Source organism: Roseateles sp. (assembly GCF_044373315.1).
Classification (GTDB): Bacteria; Pseudomonadota; Gammaproteobacteria; order Burkholderiales; family Burkholderiaceae_C; genus JACDQM01.
This window is the reverse complement of the sequence record NZ_JBILQK010000016.1, coordinates 31,911-56,305: the sequence shown is the minus strand read 5'-3', so window position 1 is coordinate 56,305 and position 24,395 is coordinate 31,911. Positions and strand designations below refer to the sequence as shown.

22 protein-coding genes are annotated in these 24,395 nt (G+C 66.0%); 4 read left to right on the top strand and 18 right to left on the bottom strand.

Going from position 1 to position 24,395, the window contains the following annotated elements; genetic code table 11:
* Nucleotides 1-185: 185 nt before the first annotated feature.
* From ACIQ67_RS06295 to ACIQ67_RS06280, 4 genes are all read right to left on the bottom strand, one after another.
* A complete protein-coding gene (locus ACIQ67_RS06295; protein ID WP_397533505.1) occupies nucleotides 186-467 on the bottom strand; it encodes a hypothetical protein in 282 nt (93 codons plus the stop codon).
* Between the two features lie 266 nt (nucleotides 468-733).
* Entirely contained in the window at nucleotides 734-964 is a 231-nt protein-coding gene (locus tag ACIQ67_RS06290; protein WP_397533504.1) for a hypothetical protein, read from the bottom strand.
* Between the two features lie 224 nt (nucleotides 965-1,188).
* The gene (locus ACIQ67_RS06285) at nucleotides 1,189-1,410 is read right to left on the bottom strand and encodes a hypothetical protein (protein WP_397533503.1); all 222 of its coding nucleotides are present in this window, start codon (nucleotides 1,408-1,410) and stop codon (nucleotides 1,189-1,191) included.
* 165 nt (nucleotides 1,411-1,575) lie between these two features.
* The gene (locus tag ACIQ67_RS06280; RefSeq protein ID WP_397533502.1) at nucleotides 1,576-1,734 is read right to left on the bottom strand and encodes a hypothetical protein; all 159 of its coding nucleotides are present in this window, start codon (nucleotides 1,732-1,734) and stop codon (nucleotides 1,576-1,578) included.
* Nucleotides 1,735-2,010: 276 nt separating this feature from the next.
* On the opposite strand from ACIQ67_RS06280, the gene uvrA reads away from it, so the two are divergent.
* Nucleotides 2,011-4,884, top strand: coding sequence for an excinuclease ABC subunit UvrA (uvrA, locus tag ACIQ67_RS06275; protein WP_397533507.1), 2,874 nt, complete (start codon nucleotides 2,011-2,013; stop codon nucleotides 4,882-4,884).
* Here the strand turns inward: uvrA and ACIQ67_RS06270 are convergent.
* Entirely contained in the window at nucleotides 4,877-5,614 is a 738-nt protein-coding gene (locus ACIQ67_RS06270; RefSeq protein WP_397533501.1) for an MHFG family PEP-CTERM protein, read from the bottom strand. The two genes, uvrA and ACIQ67_RS06270, sit on opposite strands and share 8 nt — an antisense overlap.
* A 280-nt stretch (nucleotides 5,615-5,894) precedes the next feature.
* Here ACIQ67_RS06270 and ACIQ67_RS06265 point away from each other — a divergent pair, with 280 nt between their 5' ends.
* Nucleotides 5,895-6,281 carry a response regulator gene (locus ACIQ67_RS06265; protein WP_397533500.1) on the top strand — a complete coding sequence of 129 codons (387 nt, stop codon included), beginning with the start codon at nucleotides 5,895-5,897 and terminating at the stop codon, nucleotides 6,279-6,281.
* Between the two features lie 123 nt (nucleotides 6,282-6,404).
* On the opposite strand, the gene ACIQ67_RS06260 is transcribed toward ACIQ67_RS06265, so the two are convergent.
* The 8 genes from ACIQ67_RS06260 to ACIQ67_RS06225 form a co-directional block, all read right to left on the bottom strand.
* Complete coding sequence (locus ACIQ67_RS06260) at nucleotides 6,405-6,827, bottom strand: SWIB/MDM2 domain-containing protein (RefSeq protein WP_397533499.1); 423 nt, start codon at nucleotides 6,825-6,827, stop codon at nucleotides 6,405-6,407.
* A 194-nt stretch (nucleotides 6,828-7,021) separates the two neighbouring features.
* A complete protein-coding gene (locus tag ACIQ67_RS06255; RefSeq protein WP_397533498.1) occupies nucleotides 7,022-8,137 on the bottom strand; it encodes an alpha-hydroxy-acid oxidizing protein in 1,116 nt (371 codons plus the stop codon).
* Nucleotides 8,134-8,817: a Fe2+-dependent dioxygenase gene (locus ACIQ67_RS06250; protein ID WP_397533497.1), complete on the bottom strand. Its 684-nt coding sequence runs from the start codon at nucleotides 8,815-8,817 to the stop codon at nucleotides 8,134-8,136. The genes ACIQ67_RS06255 and ACIQ67_RS06250 overlap by 4 nt, the downstream gene beginning before the upstream one ends.
* Before the next feature lie 137 nt (nucleotides 8,818-8,954).
* The gene (locus ACIQ67_RS06245; protein WP_397533496.1) at nucleotides 8,955-11,237 is read right to left on the bottom strand and encodes a TonB-dependent receptor; all 2,283 of its coding nucleotides are present in this window, start codon (nucleotides 11,235-11,237) and stop codon (nucleotides 8,955-8,957) included.
* Between the two features lie 106 nt (nucleotides 11,238-11,343).
* Entirely contained in the window at nucleotides 11,344-11,763 is a 420-nt protein-coding gene (locus tag ACIQ67_RS06240) for an ExbD/TolR family protein (protein ID WP_397533495.1), read from the bottom strand.
* Nucleotides 11,764-11,774: 11 nt separating this feature from the next.
* A complete protein-coding gene (locus tag ACIQ67_RS06235; protein ID WP_397533494.1) occupies nucleotides 11,775-12,521 on the bottom strand; it encodes a MotA/TolQ/ExbB proton channel family protein in 747 nt (248 codons plus the stop codon).
* Nucleotides 12,522-12,547: 26 nt separating this feature from the next.
* The gene (locus ACIQ67_RS06230) at nucleotides 12,548-13,285 is read right to left on the bottom strand and encodes an energy transducer TonB (RefSeq protein WP_397533493.1); all 738 of its coding nucleotides are present in this window, start codon (nucleotides 13,283-13,285) and stop codon (nucleotides 12,548-12,550) included.
* Nucleotides 13,286-13,516: 231 nt separating this feature from the next.
* Nucleotides 13,517-14,476 carry a TerC family protein gene (locus ACIQ67_RS06225; RefSeq protein ID WP_397533492.1) on the bottom strand — a complete coding sequence of 320 codons (960 nt, stop codon included), beginning with the start codon at nucleotides 14,474-14,476 and terminating at the stop codon, nucleotides 13,517-13,519.
* A gap of 283 nt (nucleotides 14,477-14,759) precedes the next feature.
* Between ACIQ67_RS06225 and ACIQ67_RS06220 the strand changes: the two genes are divergently transcribed.
* Entirely contained in the window at nucleotides 14,760-15,116 is a 357-nt protein-coding gene (locus ACIQ67_RS06220) for a phage holin family protein (RefSeq protein WP_397533491.1), read from the top strand.
* 18 nt (nucleotides 15,117-15,134) lie between these two features.
* Here ACIQ67_RS06220 and ACIQ67_RS06215 read toward each other — a convergent pair whose 3' ends face one another.
* Nucleotides 15,135-16,739 (bottom strand): M48 family metalloprotease, encoded by a 1,605-nt coding sequence (locus ACIQ67_RS06215; protein ID WP_397533490.1) that lies wholly within the window; start codon nucleotides 16,737-16,739, stop codon nucleotides 15,135-15,137.
* A 90-nt stretch (nucleotides 16,740-16,829) separates the two neighbouring features.
* Between ACIQ67_RS06215 and moaC the strand changes: the two genes are divergently transcribed.
* Complete coding sequence (gene moaC, locus ACIQ67_RS06210; protein ID WP_397533489.1) at nucleotides 16,830-17,321, top strand: cyclic pyranopterin monophosphate synthase MoaC; 492 nt, start codon at nucleotides 16,830-16,832, stop codon at nucleotides 17,319-17,321.
* A gap of 49 nt (nucleotides 17,322-17,370) precedes the next feature.
* Here the strand turns inward: moaC and ACIQ67_RS06205 are convergent, their stop codons facing one another.
* The 4 genes from ACIQ67_RS06205 to ACIQ67_RS06190 all read right to left on the bottom strand — a co-directional run bounded on the left by ACIQ67_RS06205 (nucleotide 17,371) and on the right by ACIQ67_RS06190 (nucleotide 24,322).
* A complete protein-coding gene (locus ACIQ67_RS06205; protein ID WP_397533488.1) occupies nucleotides 17,371-18,384 on the bottom strand; it encodes a Bug family tripartite tricarboxylate transporter substrate binding protein in 1,014 nt (337 codons plus the stop codon).
* 117 nt (nucleotides 18,385-18,501) lie between these two features.
* Entirely contained in the window at nucleotides 18,502-20,520 is a 2,019-nt protein-coding gene (locus tag ACIQ67_RS06200) for a diguanylate cyclase (protein WP_397533487.1), read from the bottom strand.
* Nucleotides 20,517-22,622: a diguanylate cyclase gene (locus tag ACIQ67_RS06195; RefSeq protein ID WP_397533486.1), complete on the bottom strand. Its 2,106-nt coding sequence runs from the start codon at nucleotides 22,620-22,622 to the stop codon at nucleotides 20,517-20,519. The genes ACIQ67_RS06200 and ACIQ67_RS06195 overlap by 4 nt, the downstream gene beginning before the upstream one ends.
* 143 nt (nucleotides 22,623-22,765) lie before the next feature.
* Nucleotides 22,766-24,322: a methyl-accepting chemotaxis protein gene (locus tag ACIQ67_RS06190; RefSeq protein WP_397533485.1), complete on the bottom strand. Its 1,557-nt coding sequence runs from the start codon at nucleotides 24,320-24,322 to the stop codon at nucleotides 22,766-22,768.
* Nucleotides 24,323-24,395 lie beyond the last annotated feature (73 nt).

Below are 24,395 nucleotides of genomic sequence, written 5' to 3'. Positions count from 1 at the left end.
TACTACTTCCTGTCGGGCTACGACCCCAGCTACACCGACCCGCGCGGCCGCTATGTCTACCTGAGCCTGCACTACGCGATGAAGTAAGCGCCATCAGCGCTGTACGCCAAGACAAAGGCCCGGCAATGCCGGGCCTTCTTGCATATTGAGCGCAGACACGAGCGCGCCTGTCGGCGCAGCAAGTCTCAGCACAGCGTGCTGGTGCAGGACGCCTTGGCGGCAGCCAGGCGCTGCTCGGCGCCGACGCTGCGTCCCTCGATCACGACTTGCGGCAGGCGCACGATCTGCTGCGTCTCTTCGGACGACGGCACAGCACGCTTGCCGACCACCACCACGCGCTCGAGCTTCACCACCGCAAGGTGGCTGGCGCTGCTTCCGTCCACCTGATGCGTCAGCGCCAGCGTGACAGCAGCGACGAGTGCGAGGACGACGGTGGCGACAAAAGTCTTGGTGGCGGTGCGGCTCATGGTGAACTCCTTGATGGCTTGGCTGGCTTGATGGCCTGTCTCAGTGATTGCAGTTTCGGCGCCCGGCCCCTGCAATTCCAGCCACAAGCGACGAGTTGCAGGCTGATGCGGATCAAGGGTCGCCACGGACGATCAACTGAACCCCAAGCCGATGCCACAGCTGCTGGTGTTCACCATTGACGTTAGCTTGCCAATGCTGGACAGCCGCTGAAATGCACAGAGCCCGGACCAGCCGGGCTCTGCTCAACGGTTTGAAACGATGCGACTCAGGCGCGCCCGGCTCGTACGCGCTTGCCGGCCGGCAGCTGCGCATGCACCGCGGTCGGCGCAAGGGCATTCGGAGCGGCCACCGGCGCTGGCACCGTCGGACCTGCGGCACGTGTCAGCGTCTGCACCGGTGTGGTCTGCTCCGCCAGCCAGAGGCCGATGACGGCAGCGCCGGCCACGGCGACGAGGGCAGTCAGGAAGGTACTGCTGCTGTGATTGCGGTTTCTCATGGCAGGCTCCGAAGATGGCCAGGCTGTCAGTGCGGCTCTACTGTGCAGAGGTCCGCAGACGCCTGCCAGCGGTGGGCGACGAACTGCGAATCCCGGGCGCCGGCTGGCGCATGGCTAGGACGAAGTGCAGGCGGCGCAGAGCCGAGTCAGGGGCGCAGGCTCGCTGCGCCCTTGACTCGGCTCTCGGGCACGATGCGGTCAACGGACTGGAACATCAGCCGACCTCAGATGCCCGGAGCGGACTGGGCAGCCGCCAGGCGCTGGTTGTTCAGGCTGCGGCCCTCGACGATGACGCGCGGCAGCCGAACCACGCGGGTTTCAGCGTGCACCGACTTGCCGGTGATGACGACCATCGGCAGCTTTTCGATGCGCTGTGCGGGCTGGGCGTGGGCGATGCCGGCGGTGGTCAGGACGACGGCGATGAGGGCTTGGATCTTCAGCTTCATGATGGACTCCTTGTCGGTGGACTCGAACCCCTGATTGGGTGTCGATGGAGTCAGTATCGGCAGCGCCTGCGGGCCTTGCCAGGCGCCTGAGACGAGTTGCAGGCTGGCTGCGTCGAAGTGCAAATGCGCCGGACGAACGTCCAGCCGCGCGGCGTCTGGAGGGCTTCAGTCAGCCGGCCCCAGCACCTGGGTCAGCAGCGAGGACCACACGCTGCGCACAGAAGCCGATGTCTGCGGCTCAGGCGTCATGCCCCAGTCGGCCGAACCCAGCCAAAGGGTCAGCAACAAGGTCAGGCCGAGCAGGGCGAGATGGCGCTTCTTCATCGCTTTCGGATGGCTGGGGCGGTGCGGGCGCGAGTATGGCGCAAAGCGGAGTGGCCTGCTACACCCGTCCCCCGGCACTCCCCCAATTTAACCGGCACGGCCGCGTCCGAGCGGTGCGGATCGCACCATGACGCCCGTGGCAGCGAGCTCGACGCCGGCCTCGGCTCTATCATGGACGGTTTTTCACGCTCGCCCCGGCCCATGTCCTCACCGCTGCCAGATACCCCGAGCGCCACCTCAGCGCCGACGATTCGCGTGCCGTTCCAAGAGGCACCGATGATCCGCGTGCGCGGCGCTCGTACCCACAATCTGAAGAACATCGATGTGGACCTGCCGCGCAACCAGCTGGTGGTGATCACCGGCCTGTCCGGCTCGGGCAAGTCCAGCTTGGCCTTCGACACGCTCTATGCCGAGGGCCAGCGCCGCTACGTGGAAAGCCTGTCGGCCTACGCGCGGCAGTTCCTGCAGCTGATGGACAAGCCCGACGTTGATGTGATCGAAGGGCTGTCGCCAGCGATCTCGATCGAGCAGAAGGCGACCAGCCACAACCCGCGCTCGACCGTCGGCACGGTGACCGAGATCCACGACTACCTGCGCCTGCTCTATGCGCGCGCCGGCACGCCCTTCTGCCCTGACCACCACCTGCCGCTGGAGGCGCAAAGCGTCAGCCAGATGGTCGACGCAGTGCTGGCCATGCCCGATGAATCGAAGCTGATGTTGCTGGCGCCGGTGGCGCGCGACCGCAAGGGCGAGTTCGTCGAGCTGTTCGAGGACATGCAAGCCCAGGGCTATGTGCGCTTTCGTGTCGACGGCCAGACAGTCGAGGCACCCGACGTGCCAGCCCTGAAGAAGGCCGAGAAGCACGATATCGACGTGGTCGTGGACCGGGTCAAGGTGCGTGCCGATTCCGCCGACCAGCTGCGCCAACGCCTGGCCGAAAGCTTCGAGGCCGCGCTGCGCCTGGCCGAGGGTCGCGCACTGGTGCTGAACATGGACACCGGCGCCGAGACGCTGTTCTCCAGCAAATTCGCCTGCCCGATCTGCAGCTACTCGCTGCCGGAACTGGAACCGCGCCTGTTCTCCTTCAACTCGCCCGTGGGCGCCTGCCCGAGCTGCGAGGGCTTGGGCCAGCTGACGGTGTTCGACCCGGACCGTGTGGTGGCCTTCCCAACGCTCAGCCTGGCCAGCGGTGCCGTCAAGGGCTGGGACCGGCGCAATGCCTACACCTTCTCGATGCTGGAGAGCGTGGCCAAGCACTATGGCTTCGACATCGAGCTGCCGTTCGAAGAACTGCCCGAGCAGGCGCGCAGCGTTCTGCTGCAAGGCTCAGGCCTGGACGAGATCAGCTTCACCTACGAAGCTGAAGGTGCCAATGGCAAGAAGCGCTCGGTCAAGCGCTCGCATCCCTTTGAAGGCATCCTGCCCAACCTGACCCGGCGCTTCAAGGAAACCGATTCCAGCGCGGTGCGCGAGGATCTGGCGCGCTATATGGCCGCCAAGCCCTGCCCGCACTGCGAGGGCTCGCGCCTGCGCCGGGAAGCACGCCATGTCGTGCTGCAGCCTGCCGACGCCGCGCCCGGCTTCAAGGGCCGGCCCATCTATGAGGTGGAGCATTCGACGCTGGCCGACTGCCTGCACTATTTCGAAGGTCTTAAGCTCAAGGGCGCCAAGGCCGAGATCGGCGACAAGGTGATCCGCGAGATCGCCTCGCGCCTGCGCTTCCTCAACGACGTGGGCCTCAACTACCTCAGCCTGGACCGAAGCGCCGACACGCTGTCAGGCGGCGAGGCACAGCGCATCCGCCTGGCCTCGCAGATCGGCTCAGGCCTGACTGGCGTGATGTATGTGCTGGATGAGCCCAGCATTGGCCTGCACCAGCGCGACAACGACCGCCTGATCGCCACGCTGCGCCATCTGCGCGATCTGGGCAACTCGGTGCTGGTGGTCGAGCACGACGAGGACGCAATCCGCGCCGCCGACTATGTCCTGGACCTGGGTCCCGGCGCCGGCGTGCATGGCGGCCGCATCATGGCCCAGGGCACACCGGCCGAGGTGGCGGCCAACCCGGCCTCGCTGACCGGCCGCTATCTGTCCGGCAGCGCCAAGATCGAGGTGCCGACCAAGCGCCACAGCCTGGCCGACATGAAGGAGCCGCGCACGCTGAAGATCGTCAACGCGCGCGGCAACAACCTCAAGGGCGTGAGCGTCGAAATCCCGGTGGGCCTGCTGACCTGCGTCACCGGCGTTTCCGGCTCGGGCAAGAGCACGCTGGTGAACGACACGCTGTATGCGGCGGTGGCCAAGAAGCTCTACCAGAGCCACCAGGACCCGGCGCCGCATGACGAGATGGAGGGGTTGGACGCCTTCGACAAGGTCATCAACGTCGACCAGTCGCCGATCGGCCGCACGCCGCGCTCCAATCCGGCCACCTACACCGGCCTGTTCACGCCAATCCGCGAGTTGTTCGCCGAGATGCCCACCGCGCGCGAGCGCGGCTACGGCCCCGGCCGCTTCAGCTTCAACGTGGCCGGCGGCCGCTGCGAGGCCTGCCAGGGCGACGGCGTCATCAAAGTGGAGATGCACTTCCTGCCCGATGTCTACGTGCCCTGCGATGTCTGCCATGGCAAGCGCTACAACCGCGAGACGCTGGAGGTGCTCTACAAGGGCAAGAACATCACCCAGGTGCTGGGGATGACGATCGAAGATGCGGCGGAATTCTTCAGCGCCGTGCCCAGCATCTCGCGCAAGCTGCAAACGCTGCTGGACGTGGGCCTGGGCTATGTGAAGCTAGGCCAGAGCGCCACCACGCTCTCAGGCGGCGAGGCGCAACGCGTCAAGCTGGCGCTGGAACTGTCAAAGCGCGACACCGGCCGCACGCTCTACATCCTGGACGAGCCAACCACCGGCCTGCACTTCGCCGACATCGCGCTGCTGCTCAAGGTGCTGCACCAGCTGCGTGACGCGGGCAACACCATCGTCGTGATCGAGCACAACCTGGACGTCATCAAGACCGCCGACTGGCTGGTGGACATGGGTCCGGAAGGGGGCTCAGGCGGCGGGCAGCTGCTGCTGGCCGGCACACCCGAACAGCTGGCTGACTGCGCAAGCAGCCACACGGGCCGCTATCTGAAACCCTTGCTGGTCAGGTAGGGCGGCGGCGCTTGGCGACCCAGGCCACCACAGCCAAGCCGGACAGCAGCAGCGCCCAAGTCTCGGGCTCGGGCACGGGAGGTGTGACGGTGGGGATGCCGGGCGGCAAGGTCGGCACCAGAGGCGGCGCGCCTGGAATGAATCCTGGGCCGGGAGGTGCAGCCGTCACCGTCGTCGTCGGCAAGGGGCTGGACAGTTGCGCAAAACTCGGCCCGGCCGGAGATGGGGTGCTGCCTCCGGGCACACCGGCGCCCGGCGGCTCGAGTTCCAGTTCAGTCTGAGGATCAGCAGCCGGCGGAGCGACTGCCACGATCGTGGGCTTTGCCGCGGCGATGCGCTGGATGCGGCTGACGTTGCGGCACACAGTCGGCACCAGAATGCAGTGGCCGTCTTCGCAATAGACCAGACCGCGCTCCTGCATCTTCGCAGTCCACTTGCTGCGGGTCACGGTGCGGCAGACGCTGCCGGCGCCGAAGTGCATGTCGCGGATCTCGGCGCCGTACTGAGCCTTGCCTTCGATGCCGTCACGGGTGATCAGCGCGATCTCGTCGTACTGGCGCGCCTGCATGCGGGCCTTGAGCTTGGCACGCACCGGCGCCGGAATGTCCTGATAGCGGTCAACCGCAGCCACCACATCACCCATGAAAGGATTGACGCCGGGCTTGTCCCAACTGCATTGGGGCAAGGTCGCGGTTGAGGCGGCCAGTGCGATGGAGGCGAGGATGGACATGGTTTTGCTTTGGGTTCCGCTCCAGATCCATAGACCTGGCGAGTACCTACAGTTTACGGACTGCTGGGGGCAACCCTAGGCTGCCGCCCCCTTGATGAGGGGTTGTCCAAAGCTTGCATATGTCACGCTTTTGGACACTTCGCTGCGTTCATGGCGAGCTGCAGCGGAAATCGGGCACATGCACAGCCGGAACAACACAGCGCCGGTGATTCGCTGCTATCGTGCGCGGCGCGCTGAGCCGTGCTGCTGCTGCGCTTTCCGTGCCTGCCTGTCCGCTGCCATGTCAGATCTCACCACTTCACGCCTTGTGCTTTACGTCGAAGACGACCGCATCAACATCGTGTTGATGGAAGAGGTGTTCCGCCGAATGCCAGGCTGGCAGCTTGAGTGCGCTGAAGACGGCAGCCAAGCCTTGCACATGCTCACTGAGCTGCAGCCCGATTTGCTGCTGGTCGACATGAACCTGCCGGACATGAGCGGCCTGGACTTGCTGGCGCAGCTGCGGCGCGATCCGCGCCACAGCGAATTGGCCTGCGTTGCGCTGTCCGCCGACGCCCTGCCCGAGCAGGTGCAGGCGGCGCTACAGGCCGGCTTCAAGGAGTACTGGCTCAAGCCTATTGATGTGCCACAACTGACCCGCGCCCTGCAATCGCTGGATATTGCCTGAGCCTGGCTGAGGCCATGCAGCCTGCAGCTGGCAGGCCTGTCGAACCCAGACAAAAAAAGGCCCGGAAATTCCGGGCCTTGTGCACATGAAGACTTGCAGCACCGAAGTGCTGCAAAGCCAGCATCACTTCAGGTGGCTGTTGATCAGCTTGGTCATCTCGAACATATCGGCCTTGGCCTTGCCGAAGATTTCCTTCAGCTTGGCATCGGCAACGATGATGCGCTTCTGCACTTCGTCCTGCAGCTTGTGCTTCTTGATGTACTCCCACACCTTCTTGGTCACATCGGTGCGCGGCAGCGGTGCCGAGCCAACGATGGCGGCCAATGCAGCGCTGGGGGTCAGCGCCTTCATGAAGGCCGCATTGGGAGTGCGCTTCTTTGCAGGAGCCGCAGCCTTCTTGGCCGGTGCAGCCTTCTTGGCCGGTGCAGCGGCCTTCTTTGCCGGAGCTGCCTTCTTGGCCGCAGGAGCCGCCGCCTTCTTGGCCGGAGCGGCCTTCTTGGCCGGGGCCGCCTTCTTGGCGGGAGCAGCCTTCTTCGCAGTTGCCATTTCGATTCTCTCCATCAAAGGTTGTGTTGATGTGCCGGGGTCCGGGTGAAGGTCTGAGCCTTCGATACTCTCTGGCGCCCTGCGCGAGCAATGGTACTGCGCGCCTCTCTCATTGAGAAGGCTCTCATAGAGGAGATTTGCGTCAGGAGCGCGAGATTTGCCCGATCAACACCCCTGAATGTCGCGGCTGTGCATCACTCCTGCGATTGCCACAGCAGATGCGGCCCGATCTCGTCGCAACTGCGGCAGCCACTGAGCGCCATAGCGATCTCGAATTCATCGCGCAAAAGGCGCAGCGCATAGGCCACGCCATGCGCGCCGGCGGTCGCCAGCGCATGCACATAAGGCCGGCCCAGCAGCACTGCATCGGCACCCAAGGCCAGCGCCTTGAGCACGTCGGTGCCGCGCCGGATACCGCCATCGACCAGCAGCGGCAGCTCAGGCCCCACCGCTTCGCGCAGGCGCGGCAGCAGCGCTGCCGTTGGTGGCAGCGTGTCCAGCGTGCGGCCGCCGTGGTTGGAGACCACGAGCCCGGCCACATCGCGGCGCTGCGCTTCGCGCGCATCGTCCGGGTGCGCGACGCCCTTGAGCAGCAGCGGCAGGCGGCTGTGCTCGCGCAACCAGTCGACCTGCGCCCAGGTCGCCGCGCGCGGCATCAGGCCGTCGAACAGCAGGCTCTGGCCGAGCTGAAGTTCCACCGGTCGTTTGAGCCCGCCGAGGTTGACGGCACGGATCTGCGGCGGCAGCTTGAAGCCGGCGCGGCGCTCGCGATCGCGCGCGCCGTGCACGGGGGCATCGACGGTCAGCACCAGCGCCTCGTAGCCCGCCGCCTCCACACGGCCCAGCAGTTCGCGCATGAAGCCCGGGTCGTCGCGCCAGTAGAGCTGGAACCACAGCGGCCCGCGCTCAGCTTCGCTCGCCATGGCCCGGGCCACGACGTCCATCGCGACGCTGGACTGCGCGCTCAGCACCAGGCCCACACCCTGCGCCGCAGCGGCCAGCGCGCTGGCCAGTTCGCCCTCCGGATGGGCCAGCTGCTGATAGGCGATGGGCGCCAGCGCCACCGGAACCGGCCAGCGCCGCCCCAGCAGCTCGATGCGGGTGTGGCCGCCGGACAGATCGCGCAGGACGCGCGGCCACAGCCGGATGGCGTCCCACGCCGCACGGTTGACGCGCAGCGTCAGCTCGTCGGCCGCGCCACCATTGAGATAGGCGAAGGCCTCGGTGCTCATGCGTTCGCGCGCATGTGGCTCGAAGTCGGCCAGATTCGCCACATCGGGCGGAATCTGCTGCAAGGCGCCGCCGCTCATGTGTCGGCCCACATGCGCAGCAGGTTGTGATACGTGCCCGTCAGCTGCACGGTAGCGGGCGACTCGCCATGCTCGGCGCGCAGGCGCAGCAAGCTCATGTCCAGCTCGTACAGCAGACGACGCTGCTCATCGCTGCGCACCATGCTCTCGACCCAGAAGAAGCTGGCCAGGCGCTGGCCGCGCGTCACCTGCGTCACGGCATGCACGCTGGTACCGGGATAGAGCACCATATCGCCGGCTGCCAGCTTGATGCGTTGTTCGCCGAAGGTGTCGTGGATCAGCAGCTCGCCGCCGTCGTATTCATGCGGCTCGGCCAGGAACAGCGTGCAGGAGATGTCGGTGCGCACACGCTGCGTGCCGCCGGGCAAGTAGCGCACGGCCTGGTCGACGTGCGCGCCGTAGGTGTTGGCGGCATCGCCATAGCGGTTGAACATTGGCGGCAGCACCCGCTTAGGCAATGCGGCCGAGAAGAACAGCGGATGCTGCTCCAGCGCCTGCAGCACCAGTGCCTGCAGCGCCAGGGCCTCACGACTGTCGCGCGGCAACTGCTCGTTGTTCTTGACCTCGGCAGCCTGCGCGCCGGCCGTCTTGCGTCCATCTTCCCAAGACGCTTGCGCCAGCAGTGCGCGCGCTCGCGCCAGCGCTTCGGCACTCAGCACTTGCGCGATCTTCAGCAACATCATGGACTCCTTGGCGAGCAGTGCTCGGAATCGAGTAGGTGCGCCCTGCCGGGTGCACATGAAAAATGGCCCGGGGACGAGCCCCGGGCCGTAGAGGCCTTCTCGAAAGAAGGTAGCAGATCAACCCGTTGCTGGCCTTAGAACTTGTAGCTGCTCGTCAGCGCGACGATGCGGCCGGTGCCAGGGATGTAGTGGCCGCCGGCATACAGCGACTCGGCATACAGCTTGTTGCTCACATTGCTGACGTTGAGCTTGAAGCTCAGCTTGTCCTGGATCGCTGTGTACTCGGCCATCAGATCGCCCGTCACGAACTTGGGCGCAAAGAAGCCTGGGTTGCGGTTGGGCTGCTGGCCGCTGCGGCCGTTCAGACCCGCGCCCAGGCGCCATTGCGGCGTCAGCTGGTAGGTGGTCCACAAGGTGCCGGAGTAGCGCGGCGTCAGCGAGGGCCGCGTGCCCTGGCCTTCCGAGCCGGCCACGCCGACGTCGATCTTGGCCACCGGCATCCACATGAAGGAGGCAAAGACTTCCCAGCCCTGGGCCAGTCGGCCGGTGAAGTCGGCTTCAAAGCCGGCGGCATGGCGCTTGCCCGACAGCGTCACCAGGTTGACCAGCGGATCGGTGTTGCGCTCGTGCAGCTTGGTGCTGCGGAAGACCGCAAAACGGCTGGTCATCTTGCCGTCCGCCGAATCGAGCTTGGCGCCCAACTCCACATTGATGGACTTCTCGGGCGGCGTGCTGGCATTGTCGGCACCCAGCGAGTAGGCATCGCCCGAGGTGTTGAACGACGTCGCTGCGCCCAGATGGAAGGACATCAGGGCATTGGGCTGGAACAGCACTGCCGCGCGTTGGCTCCACTCCGAGATCTTCATGCGGTAGCTGGTGGTCGTCACCGGTGTCGCGGCGGCGTTGGGAATCGCGTAGGTGCTGTAGTCGCCGTCCAGGCTGTCGTAGCGCAAACCGGCCAGCAGCTTCCACTGCGGCGCGATCGTCACCAGATCCTGCGCATAGGCGCCCCAGCCCTTGGAGCGGTACTCGTTGGCCAGGCGCAGGCGGCGCAGGCTCTCGTCGACGGACGCGCCATCGTTGGGCGTGCCCACCGTGGTGGTCGGCTTGGCCGGCACGACGCCGCCCTGCGCGGCGCTGAGCTGGCTGTAGACCTGCTTCTTCTCGTCGGCAAAGTCGACACCGGCCTGCAGGCTGTGCTCAAGGCCGATGGCCTTGAACTTGGAGGCGAAATCGCTCTGCGCGGTCAGCGTCTGCATGTCCTGGATCTTCAGATGCGTGCCCCGGTTGATCACGGTTCTGGGACCGAAGGTGGCAAGCGAAACGGCTGTCCGGTCGGGCTGCGCGGCAGCTGCCGCGAAGCGCACCGTGCCGGAGCGCTGGTCACGCGTGTAGTCCGCCTTGCGCACCTTGGTGATCAGCTCGGCGTTCTGGCCAAAGCGGTGCGTGTGGGTCAGCATGCCGTAGTTCGCCGATCCCTTGTTGTAGTCGCTGGCTAGGCCGTAGTAGGCCGTCGGGTCCAGCGGCAGCAGCCTTGTTTCGCTGACGGCAGACGTGGTCGTCGGGCGGATCCAGGGCATGCCGTAGTTCATGCCGTTGTCGTTCTCCAGCGCATAGATCGTCGCGCTGAATTCGTCGCGCTCACCGATGCCCCAGCGGTAAGTGCCAGCCAGGCCGGCCTTGTCGATCTTGCTGCCGGCGCCGTTGTTGTCGGCATAGCTGTACATCGTGCCCACGCGCAGCGCCGAGGACTCGCCCGTCTTGGCATTGAAGTCGCCCACCGCACGCACGCCGCCGTGGCTGGACAGCGTCAGGTCGATCTGGTTCTCATTGAGCAGGCGCGGGGTCTTCATGACCTGGTTCACCGCACCGCCTGTGGAACCACGGCCGAACAGCATCGAGGCCGAGCCGCGCAGCAGTTCCAGGCGGTCGTAGAAGAAGGTATCGCGCTCATAGAACGCCGGGTCACGCATGCCGTCGATGAAGACGTCGCCCGTGGCCTGCAGCGGGAAACCGCGCAGACGGATGTCCTCCTCGCCGCCCTCAGCCGCCATGAAGGTGATGCCGGCGGTGTTCTTCAGCAGCTCCTTCATGGTGTCGAGGTTGCGGTCGTCGATCAGTTTCTCGGTGACGACGGTGATGGACTGGGGAATGTCACGCAGCTCCTGGCGCCCCTTGCCGATGCGGGTCTCGGTGGCCTGGTAGTCCGCCTTGCCGGGTTTTTCGGCGCTTGCCTTGCCGCGCACCACCGGCAGCGTGGCTTCAGCCTTGGCAGGCTCGGCCGGCTGCTCCGGCACGCCCTGGGCCAACGCGGCGGATGCCAAGCCGAACCCGGCCGCCAGTGCGCCCAGCGGCAGCAGGGCCGTGTTGCGCTTGCCCGATGCCGGGCTCTTCTTGTGCGTCTTTTTTGAAGACATATCTTCTCCTCGTTAGAAATTCTGGGCATGGCTCTGCCCGGTGAGCCGCCCATTGATGGCGTCCCACTTGATGGGGTTGCGTCAGCTCACGCGGGGGCCGGCAGCCTCAGCGTGACTCGGGCTGGCTCACGAAGCCGACCTTGCTGAGCCCCGCCTTGGACGCATCGGCCAGGGTCTCGGCGACCACGCGATAGGCCACGTCCTGGTCGGCGCGCAGATGCACCTCGGGCTGATCCGGTTTGGCACCCTCAAGGGCGAAGCGGCTGATGGCGTCGGCACGGCTGATCGCCTCGCCATTCCAGAAGCGCTGGCCCTGGGCGTCGATGGCGAACTCGATTTTCTGGGGCACCACCGCCTGAGCGGTCGAGCTCACCTTGGGCAGGTCCAGCTTTACCGCATGGGTCAGCAGGGGCGCGGTAACGATGAAGATCACCAGCAGCACCAGCATCACGTCGATCAGCGGCACCATATTGATTTCAGCCACCGGCGCGCTTGCGCGCTTGTTGTCGAAGGAAGCGAAAGCCATGGCTCTGGTCCTCAGGCCGCCGCGGGCTTGAGCGGCCGCACATTGCCTGCCTGCTGGCCGCCGGCGCCCGGCGCTTCGCCCAGGGTCAGGAAGCTGTGCAACTCGTAGGCAAAGGCATCGAGCTGTGCGCTCAGCACACGGTTGCTACGGGTGAAGGCGTTGTAGGCGATCACCGCCGGGATGGCCACAGCCAGGCCGACGCCGGTCATGATCAGCGCTTCGCCGACTGGACCCGCCACCTTGTCCAGCGTGCCGGCGCCACTGACGCCGATCGCCAGCAGTGCGTGATAGACACCCCAGACCGTGCCGAACAGGCCGACGAAAGGCGCGGTGGCGCCGACCGTGGCTAGCGTGGTCAGGCCGGACTCCAGACGGGTCGTCTCCTCATCCAGCACCTTCTTGATCGTGCGCGTGATGAAGTCATTGGCCGAGCCGGCTTCGGCCAGACGCGAGGCACCATGGCGGGCGTGATGGGCCTGGGCATGCAGCGCGTGGGCGCTGAGGTGCGAGAAGGGATCGCGTGCGCCGTGCGTGTTCAGCTCGGCCGTCACCGCATCAAGGGAGCGGGCGTTCCAGAAGAACTCAAGGAAGCTGGCGCTGCGCTTAGATCGCAGCCACTGGCTCAGGCCCTTGGCCGCGATCAGCGCCCAGGAGGCCACCGACATCAGTACCAGGGTGGCAAACAGGAACTTGCCGACCGCGTCGGTCTGCATGATGAAGTGGCTGAATCCCAGGGTGGGGGTGGCGGTGACGTCCATGTTCTCGCTCGGTAATGACAAAGTGTTCAGCGGTCCAGCTCGTAGGACAGCAGGGCCGTGGCCTCCCACTCGATGGGCTGGCCGTTCTCAAGATGCGGCGCAAAGCGCGCGCTGCGGATGTCCTGCAAGGCCTGCTGGTCAAGTCGGGCGAAGCCCGACGATTTCTTTAGGCTGACCTCCTTCAGGCGGCCGCGCACATCGACCAGCACGCGCACCTGCACCAGGCCCTGCTCGCCCAGACGGCGCGACAGCAGGGGCACCGTCAGCTGGGGCTCGACGAGATAGCGCACCGCACTAGACGGCAATTGCTTCGGCGCCGGTGGGGCCGACACCGCCGGCACCGGGGCGGGCGCCACCGGCTCGGCCGACACGGCCACTGGCGCCGCAACCGCTTCGACGGGAGGGGCCACAAAGGTCGGAGGAGCCGGGGTCGCCGTGGGCGCGGCCGCGATCAAGGGCGCAGGCGCAGGTGCCTTGACCGGCTGGCGCGCCGGGGCAGGCGCAGGGGCGGGTGGCTTCGGCAGGGGTGCCGGCGCGATCAGGCTCACCATCAGGGGCGCGACCTCGACCACCGCTTCCCTCACCGACTGCACCTGCATCAAGGCCCAGCCGCCCGCCAGATGCGCCAGCAAGACGCCACCGATCAGCAGATGCCGGCCGCTGCGTCCAAGCTCATCGGCGGCTCGCGCGGGCGGCCGCGGGGCGGTGCCGCTTCGTAAGGGCAGCACGGCAGTGTTGGGCGGGACGAGTGGTGCGGTACTCACGTGACTTGTGCTGAAGTGGGGCCATCCGGCAGGCCCCGCTCGAAGCGAGGCCTGCCGTGTTTGCGTGAGCGAATAGTAACACTAATGCGAACTATTCTTATTTAACAAACGGAGCCTGTAGGCCTATTCAGGGGCAAAGTCGCGCACAAAGTGAAAAGCCCCCGCAGACCAGTCGGTCGGCGGGGGCTTGATCGGCCCAGCGTGGCGGCGCCATGCGCCGCGCAGCAGAACTTATTGGCCGCGGATCTTGGGTGCGGTGCGCACGCTCAGGATCATGGTGAAGGCCAAAACAACCACCACCACACCCAGCGACACCAACACCGGGATCTTGTAGATGTCGATCAAAATCATCTTCGTGCCGATGAAGGCGAGCACCACTGCCAGCCCGTAGCTCAGCAGGTGGAACTTCGATGCCATCGCTGCCAGCAGGAAGTACATGGCGCGCAGACCCAGGATCGCGAAGATGTTGGACGTCAGCACGATGAAGGGGTCATTGGTGATGGCGAAGATCGCAGGGATGGAGTCCACCGCAAAAATCACATCGGTGATGCCCACCAGCGCGATGACCAGCAGCAGCGGCGTGGCCAGCTTCTTGCCGTTCTCCACAGTGAAGAAGCGCTCGCCATCGAAGTTCTGGCTGACCGGCATGATGCGGCGCAGCAGCTTCAGCGCGGGATTGCTTTCCAGATCAGGCTCCTGCCCGGCCGCCCACCACATCTTGATGCCAGTGATCAGCAGGAAGGCGCCGAACACGTAGAGGATCCAGTGGAACTGCGCGATCAGCCAGCTGCCGACCAGGATCATCACCGTGCGCAGCACGATGGCGCCGATGATGCCGTACATCAGCACCCGCTTCTGGTAGGCCGGCGGCACCGAGAAGTAGGTGAAGATCATCAGGAAGACGAAGATGTTGTCGACTGCCAGCGATTTCTCGATCAGGTAGCCGGTCAGGAACTCGAGCGATTTGGTGGTCGCGAGTTGTGAATCGCCGGTGCTGTCCTTGATGGCCCACCAGAACAGGACATTGAAAGCCAGGCTCAGGCCAACCCAGACGAGCGACCAGTTGATCGCTTCCTTGACGCCAACCTCATGCGCGCCTTGCTTGCGCAGCACGACGAAATCGACGAACAAGGCCACCAGCACGCTGGCGACAAAGAAGATCCACAGCCAAAGTGGCGCGATCGTGGTCATAGGCAAACCCCGCAAGAACAGAAAAAAGACCGGCACAGCCGATAGCGAACCGAAAGGTCTTGCGGGGCGGAGCCGGCGCATGACCGGCAGCTGCGAGGCCCGGGCGCGTACTGTCGCAGCACTCGCCGTATTGACGGACCTTCGCCACGGCCGCGGCCGCGTAGCTACTCCCCCTTCGGAACCCGCGATTGTGCCAGCAAGCCCGACTTCTGCAAAACCTGGGGGAGTCACGTACAGCATCCACGGCGTGACTCCGTTCACGCGGCGCCTGTATGCTTGACGCATGAAAACCTTGACGCGATGGCTGCTGCTGGCGGGCGCCCTCTTGCTCGTGGCCTGGCTTTACCCGGGCGTGGTGGTGACCAGCTATGGCTCGGCCCTGATCGCCGCCCTGGTGCTGGGGCTGTTCAACACCTTGTTGAGGCCGATCCTGGTGTTGCTGACGCTGCCCGTCACGGTGCTGAGCCTGGGCCTGTTCCTGTTTGTCATCAACGCCCTGCTGTTCTGGGCCGCGGCCTCGGTACTGGAAGGTTTCGCGGTCACCGGCTTCGGCGCCGCCTTGATCGGCTCGCTGATCTACAGCCTCTGCGGCATGGTCATCGACGTGCTGATCGAGCGCCTGTTCCCGACGCCCGAATAGCTCAAGCCGCGCGTCGGGTCAGCTGCCCAGCCGTGGCGACAAGGGCCGGCCCTGCAGATTGGGCAACTCGGCGCCCACAGGGGCGCCGCGCGGATACATCTCGGCCAGTAACTGACGACGCTCATAGATCAGGGCGCGCAGCCTTGCATCGATGACGGCCGCCTCCACTTGATCCGCCTCGCGCCCGCGCGACTGGCTCAGGCCCGAGCGCATGCGGTCGATCGCGCCGTTGAGATCCCCAGCGGCGGCCCGCGCCTCTCCCAGGGCCCGCACGGCCCGCAAGGGATGGCCGAGGCGCTCCCACAGCTGGGCCAGCAGACTCCAGGCACCAGCGTCCTGGGGATTGAGGCTGACGTGGGTCTGTAGGGCTTCGGCGGCCTGCCTCGCCGGCTCGATGGCGCCGTCCACCATCGCCAGCTGACCACGCTGCATCAGCAGCACGCGCGATTGATCCGTCTGCAAGGGCGCCAGGGCCGCCCAGCCGCCAGCAGCCTGGCCGCTGGCCTGCGCCAGCTCTGCACGCAAAAGCAGCAACATGCGGGATGAGCGTTCGTCCGGACCGATCAGCTTGAGGATCATCTCGGCCTGGCGCAGCGCATTCTCCGCACGTGGCCACTGGCGCAGCTTGATCGAGGCCAGTGCACTGGTGTAGCGCGCCGCCAGCTGTTCCATGCCATCCGCACCGGCTTGCACGCTGCGGGCCCCAGCGTCCAGCTCCTGCAGCTTGCCCAGACTCTCGGCCCGGGCATCCATCAGCACCCGGGCGCGCGCGCCCATCAACAGGTGCTCGGTGCGGCTGACCGGCCGCTGCCAGGCCGCGGCCCCGAGGCGCGCGCGCGCATCCCCGATACGCTCGGTCGTCAGGGGGTGCGAGCGCAGATAGGGGTAGCTGCCTGAATCCATCAGGTGATAGGCCTGCTCCATGCGCTCGAACATGCCCAGCATGCCCGAACCGGCGAATCCCGCCTGCGTCAACACATTAAAACCCACACGGTCCGCCTCGCGCTCCATGTCGCGCGAGAAGTTGAGCGAGGCCTGCTGTGCCGCCGCTTGGCTGCCGACGATGGCCGCATTCGCCATATCCACGCTATTGGTCCGGGACGCCGCAATCAAGCCCAGCACCAAGCCGGCCATTGCCAGCACGCCGGTGCGCGAATCGCCGACGATGCGCCGGGCAATGTGGCGCTGCGTGATGTGCGACAGCTCGTGTGCCATCACCGAGGCCAGCTCGTCACGGGCGCCCGTCATCGCAATCAGGCCCAGATGCACGCCGACGAAGCCGCCAGGCAGCGCGAAGGCATTGACACTGCGATCGCGCACGAGAAAGGTCTCCCAGGCGAAGCGTTCCACCGTGTCGTCGCCGATATGGCCCAGCTGCTTGGCTGCAGCCACCAGCGGGTCCCAGATGCCCAGCACGTACTCCAGCAGCAGCGGGTCGTCCAGGTAGTCGGGGTCCAGGCGGATCTGCCGCATCACCTGATCGCCAAGGCGGCGCTCGGCACCAATGCCGACGTCAGCTGACACGGCATCACCCAAGGAAGGCAAGTTGACCTGCGCCAAGGCCGGCTGCGCCAGAAAACTGGCGGCCAGCAGAGCGCACAGCAAACGTTGGGATGGTTTCAAGGTTCTCGAGCTCAACAGCGGTCTCCGGTGCACAGCCTCACTATGATGGCAGACAGCAGGTTTCCCGATTGTTTCCGCAGCAAACAAACCATGAGTTCAGCCAGCAATCCGCTCACCCATTTTGATGCTCAGGGTCAGGCCCATATGGTCGACGTGGGGGCCAAGGCCGAAACACATCGCGTGGCGCGGGCCAGCGGTCGCATCCGCATGCTGTCGGCCACGCTGGCGCTGATCCAGGCTGGCAACGCCAAAAAAGGCGATGTGCTGGGCGTGGCCCGCATCGCGGCCATCCAAGGCGCCAAGCGCTGCTCGGAGCTGATTCCGCTGTGCCATCCGCTGCCGATCACGCGGGTCGCGGTCGAATTCGAGATCGATGCCGCAGCGAACGCCGTCATCTGCACGGCCCAGGTCGAGACGCTGGGCCGCACTGGCGTGGAGATGGAGGCGCTGACCGCGGTGCAGATCGGCCTGCTGACCATCTACGACATGTGCAAGGCGGCCGATCGGGGCATGGTGATGGAGCAGATCCGCGTGCTGGAGAAGCAAGGCGGCAAGTCGGGCGACTGGAAGGCCGAGGTCTGAGGCGCACTCAGCCAGCCACGCAGCCCTTCTCTGAGCCGCGTGCGCGTCTTCAATCGACCTTGGCGCCGGAGACCTTGACGACCTGCGCCCACTTCTTGGTCTCGCTGGCAATCAGTGCGGCGAACTCGGCACTGCTCATGCCGCTGGCGATCGCGCCCTGCGAGGCCAGGCGTTCCTTGATGGCCGGGGTGGCCAGGGCCTTGGCAGTCTCCCGCTGCAAACGCGCCACCTGCTCGGCCGGCATGCTGGCCGGCGCCAGCAGGCCGAACCAGGAGCTGGCCTCATAGCCCTTCAGCGCCGGGCCGCCGACCTCCTCGATCGTGGGCAGCTCAGGCACTGCCTCGCTGCGCCTGGCACTCGTCACGGCGATGGCCTTGAGCTTGCCTGACCTGATGTGCGGCAGGGCTGAGGGCAGGTTGTCGAACATCAGATCGGTATCGCCGCCCATCAGGTCGATCAGGGCAGGGCCCGAGCCACGGTAGGGCAGATGCAGCATGAAGGTCCCGGTCATGCTCTTGAACAACTCCCCGGCCAGGTGGATGGAGGTCCCGTTGCCGCTGGACGCCATGTTCAGCTTGCCCGGATTCGCCTTCGCCGCCTTGATCAGGTCAGCCACCGAGTTGATACCGTAGTGCTGCGCCTTGGCCGGGTTGAGCACCAGCACATTGGGCACCGCGGCCACCAGCGTGATCGGCGCAAAGTCCTTCACCGGGTCGTAAGGCAGCTTGGGATAGAGCGACTGGTTGATGCCGTGCGTGCCCACCGTGCCCATCAGGATGGTGTGCCCGTCGGTCGACTTGGCGACTTCGGCGGTGCCCGGATTGCCACCGGCGCCGGGCTTGTTGTCCACCACAAAGGTCTGGCCGAAGGCCTTGGACAACTCAGGCGCCAGGGCCCGAGCGAGCAGGTCCGTCGTACCACCGGCTGCAAACGGCACGACGATGCGCACCGGTCGGCTGGGCCAGCTGTTCTGTGCTTGGGCCGCAGCCATCGGTAGAACGCTCAGGCACGCCAGGGTCAGGCAGGATGTCAGCGCGCGGCGACGGGTCAGGTGATGCCTCATCGTTGTCTCCGGATCAAGTGCTTGTTGTCGCACCAGTATGCGGCAGGCCGATGTCGGGCTGGATGCGGGCTCACCCCAGCGGTGGGCGCGCTGCGCACGCGCCCAGGCACGGCAGTTTCAGGTCGGCCCGTTGATGTGCTTCAAGCGCACCTGTCCCTTGCTGCACGCAGACTCCAGGTCCCCCTGAATCGCCTTGAGCGCCTGCGGATCGGGCGCTTCCACGGCTTCAATACCGACCGCGCGATTGCGGCCCTGGGACTTGGCAATGTAGAGCGCCATATCGGCGCATTCCACCGCCTGCTCCCAATGCAGCGGCAAGCGATTGGCCGGCAAAGGGAAACCCGCGAAGCCGATCGAAACCGTGACGCGCAGCTCGCCGGACTCGGTGCGCACGGCCGAGCCGCCGACGCTGTTCAACACCCGTTCGGCCAGCAGCTGCAGCTGCTCGCTGCTGACATGCGGTGCGAACACCAGGAACTCCTCGCCACCCCAGCGCACCACCAGATCCTCGGCACGCACGGCATGCTTGACACGCCGTCCCACTTCGCAGATCACCGCATCGCCGGCGCCATGGCCGTAACGGTCGTTGACATGCTTGAAGTGGTCGATATCAATCATCATCAACGCGCCATCCAGCCGCTCCGGCGCCTGCTCGGCCATCACCGCCTGGAAGTGCCGGCGATTGGCCAGATCCGTCAGCGGATCGCGCTCGCTCTGCGCGCGCAACAGCCGCTGGTTGGCCTTGAGCTGGCGATTGGCAGCGCGCACGCGCTTGAGCATCACACCGACCAGCACGACCGACAAGAGGAGCAACAGCCCCAAAGCCAGGCCCGCCTTGCGCGCCAGATCGTGATTGAGCAGCTGCTGGTCCTTCAGATGGGTTTCACGCGTCAGCAGGTCCAGATTGCGCTGCTCGCGCTCGCTGTCGAACTTGATGCGAAGCGCCTGCAGCTGCGCATCGCGGTTGAGCGCATGGGTCTTGGCCGTGAGAGCGCGCTCCTGATGGAAGATCGCAATGGCCTCGCGGGGCTGGCCGGCAGCGGCCCAGGCCTCGCCGACCTCGCGCAGTTCCGCGGCACGCCTAGCCGGCTCCTGCTGCGTCTCGCCCAGCGCCTGAGAGCGTGCCAGTTCGCGCCGCGCGGCCTCGAGCTGCCCCAGCATGATCAAGGCCACGGCCGTGTTGTGGCGCAGCGTACGCTCCAGACGCAGGTCCTTGAACTCCAGCACCACCGGCAAAGCCAGGCGTGCCATGGCCAAGGCTTCACTGGCGCGACCGGCATGCATGTGCAGGTCGGTGAGGTTGGTTTGTACTTGGGCTGCCACACGCTTGGCGCCGGCAGACTGGGCTAGCTGCAATGCATCTTCAAGGCCTCTGCGCTGCGTCACGCTGTCGCCACGCACATTCGCCACGCCCGCCTCGAAGACCAACATGCGTGACAGCAGCAGCGGCTCGCCTTCGGCCAGAGCGCGCCCTTCGGTCAGCCAGCGTCGGGCCTGGCCGGCTTGATCAAGTTGCTGATTCAGCACAGCCAGCGCGCCCGCGCTGATGACGGCACGCGCCACGTCCTGCACCGAAGATGCCAGATTGAAGCCTTGCTGAGCCAACCTTGCGGCTTCAGCCAGCGCGCCCGCCGACTCACGTTCTCGCTGCAACAGCCGCAAGGCGCTCCAGGCCGCAGCCACGTCACAGCCAATCAGCCGCCCGGGCTGCCCTGCCAGCTGTGAAGCTGTCGGTTGCTCGCAGCGGCTCGCCACCAGGCTCCAGGCCTGTTTCGCCGACTCGACGGCCTGGGCAAAATTGCCACGCCGATCGGCCACCACGGCACGCACTACCGCCGCACGCGGTCGCCCTTCCGGCAAGCCGTCCAGCTTGCTTGCCAGCGCAAGCGCAGATTCCAGCCGCCCGGCCTCCGTCAACACGATCGCCTGGGCATGCAGCTGGCTGACCTCGGCTGCGCCGCCCGGCGCTTCGGCGTGCAAGGTCTTGAGCACGTCCTCCGGCTGGTCGAAGGCCCGCAGGAGCAGCATCGACAAGCGGGCTTCCGCCTGCGCCTGAGTGTCCGGCAGGGTCTGAGCCTGCAGCGCGGGCACCTGCAAGGCGGCAATCAGGCAAAGGATCAGCGCGCCGCGTCTCATGCAGCCTCCTGCAGCGGCTTGGGGCCATGCAAGGTCACCACTTCGGCACGCCCTTCTTGCCAGGCAGCCTCAAGCCTGGGCATCAACTGCAGCAGCTCAGCCTCGTTGCTGGATCCGACCCCCTGCACACCGTAGGCACGGTTGCGCCCATGCGCCTTGGCGACATACATCGCGGTATCCACAAGATCGATCGCACGCTCCCACGTCAAGGCCAGACCGTGCGGGCCCAGCGGGAAGCTGGCGAAGCCGATGGACGCGCTGACCGCGACCTTCTTGTCACCATGCAGCACCGGCTCCTGGCCCACGATGTCCAGCAAACGCTGGGCCAGCAGCCGCGCCGCTTCGGCATCGCGCTCGGGAACGACGATCAGAAACTCCTCCCCGCCCCAGCGCACCACCAGATCATCCTCGCGCAGAGCGGCGCGCAAACGCCGCGCCACCTCGACCAGCACGCTGTCACCCGCGGCATGACCATGCATGTCGTTGATGCGCTTGAACAAATCGATGTCCATCAGATAGACGGTCGCCGTCAGGCCGCCTGCGGGCGTCAGGCGCTGAACGGCCTTCTGGAAGTGCCTTCGGTTGGAAAGACCGGTCAGAGGATCGCTCTCGCTTTGAAGTTTCAGATGCTCGTTGCTGTGCTTGAGCGCTTCGTTGGTGCGGCGAATGCGCTGGTAGGCCAGGCCAAGCAGCACGGCAGAAACCACCACACAGCCCGCCACTGCGGCCCACAGGCGCAGCTGCAGATCCTGGGCGCGGATCTGCTCGGCCTTCAGGCTGTTGTCGCGCGCCAGCAGCTCAATGTCCTTGGCGCGCCGCTCGGCCTCGAAACTCTCCTGCGCCTCCAGCACCGACTTGCGCGTTTCGTCGCGCAGCACCTGATCGATCAGGCGCCGATAGTTGTGATGCGCATCGATCGCCCCCGCCCAGTCACCGGCGCTCTCCAGATACTTGCCGAGTTCGGCCCAGCCTTCGGCGGCATAGGCAATCGCCCCCTGGTCCAGATCAAGCTTGATGGCCATGCGCACATCGCGCGTGCCTTCGGCCAAGCGCTTGAGGCCGATCTTGGCGATGCCCATATTGTGCAAAGCCAGCACTTCCGCGCTGAGCAGCTGTTGGCGCTGCGCCAGCGGCAGCGCCTGCTCGGCCAGCTTCAGCGCCTGCGCAAAATCGCCGCGCCTCAGGTAGTAGTCGGCAAAATTGCCCAGGCCCAGCGCCAGCATGCCCTGGCCACCAGCGGCTCGCGCCTGCTCCAGCGCTTCGGCATAGGCTTTCTCGGTGATTCTGGTATCCGCATGGTCGGCATAGACATTGCCAAGAATGGTCAGTGCCGCATTCAAGGTCTCGGGGTCCGGGTCCTGCCGCGCTCGCTCCAGCGCCCTGTTGGCAAGCTCCCGGGCGCGCTCGCCCTGCTCGGCGCGCAGATAGACCCAGGCCATGTCGGACAGCGCCAGCGCCTGCCGCCAGCTCTGGCCGAGTTGGTCCGCCAAGCGCATGGCCTCCTGACCGGACAGCAAGGCCGCATCGAATTCGCCACCATCCGCCAGCACGACCGAGCGCAAGCCCGCGGCCCGATAGCGTTGACGATCAGTCAATTGCGCGATTGATTCATCCGTCAGGCTCAACAGCGTCTTCTTCGCGTCGCGCAGCTGGCCCTGATCCTGCTGGAAGCGCGCCAGCGTCAAGGTCGCCACCACCTCAGCTTCCGGCCGTCCATCGAGCACCGGCCAGTTGCGCAACTCAGACAGGATGGGATCCAGCATCGCCCGGTCACGCAGGCGTGCCGCCATCGCGCCGCGTAGACTCAAGGCCTCCAGGCGCTCGGCACTGCCGGGCAGCGTCCGGCTGTAGAGCTGCTGCAACTCACGCGCCTGTTCTGCCGGCCGCGCGCGCGCCGCGCGCTCGATGCGCTCGAAGTCCGTCCACAGGGTCTCGGCCTTGGACGCGGCGGGCGGCAGCGGTGCGCTGGCGGGTTGGCACGCACCGAGAGACATCAGCACCAGAAGCGCTGCAAGGCTCAGCCCGATTCGACAGGCAAAGCCACGCCACAGCCCGACCAGGGGCGGCAACGTGCGGACCTGACTGTGGACAGTCTTGCTCATTCCTCACTGTATCGACCGGAGACGAGCGCGCTTGAGCAGGAAAGCCGGTACGCACTCGCATGCGGACCGGCCCGGTGTGGAGAAATTGGCGGCGAGTGCGGCTTTGCCACGCGCGCAGAATCGCGCCTCGCCAGCAGGGCGCCTCAGGTCTTGAAGCGCGACAGACTGCCGACCAGATGTGAAGCCTGCGTCCGCAGCGACTCGGTCGCCGCCGTGGCCTCTTCCACCATCGCAGCGTTCTGCTGCGTCGATTTGTCCATCTCGGCCACGGCACTGTTGACCTGCGCGATGCCGTCGGCCTGCTCGGCCGCTGCACGGGTGATGTCACCCACCATCTGCGACACCTTCTGGATCGAGTCGACGACGCGCGCCATGGTCTGACCCGCCACTTCAACCTTGCCGGTGCCGGCATCGACCTGCTCGACCGATGCGCCAATCAGGCTGCGAATCTCCTTGGCTGCATCGCCACTGCGCTGCGCCAGCGTGCGGACCTCACTGGCCACCACGGCAAAGCCGCGGCCCTGCTCGCCAGCACGGGCGGCTTCGACCGCCGCGTTCAGCGCCAGGATGTTGGTCTGGAAGGCGATGCTGTCGATGGTGCCGATGATCTCGGCAATCTTGCGGCCTTGGGTATTGATGGCATTCATCGCGGCCACCACTTCGGACACTGCCGTGCCGCCCTGCACCGCCACGGCAGCGGCCTGGCGGGCCAGCGCGTCGGCGGCGCGGGCGTTCTCGGCCGTGCCGCGGATCGTCGCCGACAGTTCCTCGACCGAGGCGGCCGTCTGCTCCAGCGCGGACGCGGTGTTCTCGGTGCGCGAGGACAGATCGGCGTTGCCGGAAGCGATCTCGCTGGCTGCGGTGTTGATCTCATCGGCCGTCGAGCGCACGCCACCGACGATCTGGTTCAGGTTGGACGCCACGTTCTGCAGCGCCGCGAGCACCTGGCCCGTCTCGTCGCGCCCGGCCACAGCGTCGCGCCGAGTCAGGTCGCCATCGGCCAGAGCCTGCGCCTGCACGACTGCCTCACGAAGCGGTGCGGCAATGGCACGCGCCACCAGGAAGGCAAAACCGATACAGGCGATCAAGGCAATCGCCGACACCAGCAGAGAGACATTGGAGGCCTGCTTGCCAATGCTCTCGGCCTTGGCCACCGCCTGCTCGCTCAATTCGACCTCACGCTTGACGAATGCGCTCAGCTGGGTCTGGATGGCTTCGTACTGCTTGTCCACCGTCACAACATAGCTCGCAGCCGTCGCAACGCCAGCCGACTTGATGTCCAGCGTGTCCTTGGCTGTCTTGGCATAGAGCAGGTAGTCCTTGGCGACCTGCGCCAGCACCTTGCGCTGCTCCTCACTGATCTCTGCATCATCCGATGCCGCTTGCAGCGTCTTCGCCAGGGCTTCGAGCTGCTTCAGCAAGGACTGGTCCAGCGCGGTGATCGCCTCCGCGCGGTAGCCGATCGCCTCCCAGGTCAAGGACTGGTAGAGCTGCTGATGGATCCGCGAGACATCGGTGATCATGGACTCAGCCGCGACGATGCGCTGGACGCCAACACCGCCCACTTGATGCAGCTCATCCGTCAGCATCCGCGTCGAAGACCACCCCATGGCCGCGACGACCAGGATGCACAGAACGGCGAATGCCGGCGCGAGCGCGACCTTGATGCGGATGGAAGCGTTGCGAAGGAGCTGATTCACTGCGGTCTCCTGCAGAAGTTCTTCTAGGCTCGGGCGACAACAAGCGTCACCATGCCTGACCAAGCAGCAGAGG

Coding starts and splice junctions, on each gene's coding strand:
- ACIQ67_RS06270 (WP_397533501.1), bottom strand. CDS start 5,614: ATGTCCATCCTCGCCTCCATCGCACTGGCCGCCTCAACCGCGACCTTG.
- ACIQ67_RS06280 (WP_397533502.1), bottom strand. CDS start 1,734: ATGAAGAAGCGCCATCTCGCCCTGCTCGGCCTGACCTTGTTGCTGACC.
- ACIQ67_RS06285 (WP_397533503.1), bottom strand. CDS start 1,410: ATGAAGCTGAAGATCCAAGCCCTCATCGCCGTCGTCCTGACCACCGCC.
- ACIQ67_RS06290 (WP_397533504.1), bottom strand. CDS start 964: ATGAGAAACCGCAATCACAGCAGCAGTACCTTCCTGACTGCCCTCGTC.
- ACIQ67_RS06205 (WP_397533488.1), bottom strand. CDS start 18,384: ATGAGGCATCACCTGACCCGTCGCCGCGCGCTGACATCCTGCCTGACC.
- ACIQ67_RS06200 (WP_397533487.1), bottom strand. CDS start 20,520: ATGAGACGCGGCGCGCTGATCCTTTGCCTGATTGCCGCCTTGCAGGTG.
- ACIQ67_RS06265 (WP_397533500.1), top strand. CDS start 5,895: ATGTCAGATCTCACCACTTCACGCCTTGTGCTTTACGTCGAAGACGAC.
- ACIQ67_RS06195 (WP_397533486.1), bottom strand. CDS start 22,622: ATGAGCAAGACTGTCCACAGTCAGGTCCGCACGTTGCCGCCCCTGGTC.
- ACIQ67_RS06220 (WP_397533491.1), top strand. CDS start 14,760: ATGAAAACCTTGACGCGATGGCTGCTGCTGGCGGGCGCCCTCTTGCTC.
- ACIQ67_RS06255 (WP_397533498.1), bottom strand. CDS start 8,137: ATGAGCGGCGGCGCCTTGCAGCAGATTCCGCCCGATGTGGCGAATCTG.
- ACIQ67_RS06240 (WP_397533495.1), bottom strand. CDS start 11,763: ATGGCTTTCGCTTCCTTCGACAACAAGCGCGCAAGCGCGCCGGTGGCT.
- ACIQ67_RS06260 (WP_397533499.1), bottom strand. CDS start 6,827: ATGGCAACTGCGAAGAAGGCTGCTCCCGCCAAGAAGGCGGCCCCGGCC.
- ACIQ67_RS06245 (WP_397533496.1), bottom strand. CDS start 11,237: ATGTCTTCAAAAAAGACGCACAAGAAGAGCCCGGCATCGGGCAAGCGC.
- ACIQ67_RS06235 (WP_397533494.1), bottom strand. CDS start 12,521: ATGGACGTCACCGCCACCCCCACCCTGGGATTCAGCCACTTCATCATG.
- ACIQ67_RS06250 (WP_397533497.1), bottom strand. CDS start 8,817: ATGTTGCTGAAGATCGCGCAAGTGCTGAGTGCCGAAGCGCTGGCGCGA.
- uvrA (WP_397533507.1), top strand. CDS start 2,011: ATGATCCGCGTGCGCGGCGCTCGTACCCACAATCTGAAGAACATCGAT.
- ACIQ67_RS06295 (WP_397533505.1), bottom strand. CDS start 467: ATGAGCCGCACCGCCACCAAGACTTTTGTCGCCACCGTCGTCCTCGCA.
- moaC (WP_397533489.1), top strand. CDS start 16,830: ATGAGTTCAGCCAGCAATCCGCTCACCCATTTTGATGCTCAGGGTCAG.
- ACIQ67_RS06225 (WP_397533492.1), bottom strand. CDS start 14,476: ATGACCACGATCGCGCCACTTTGGCTGTGGATCTTCTTTGTCGCCAGC.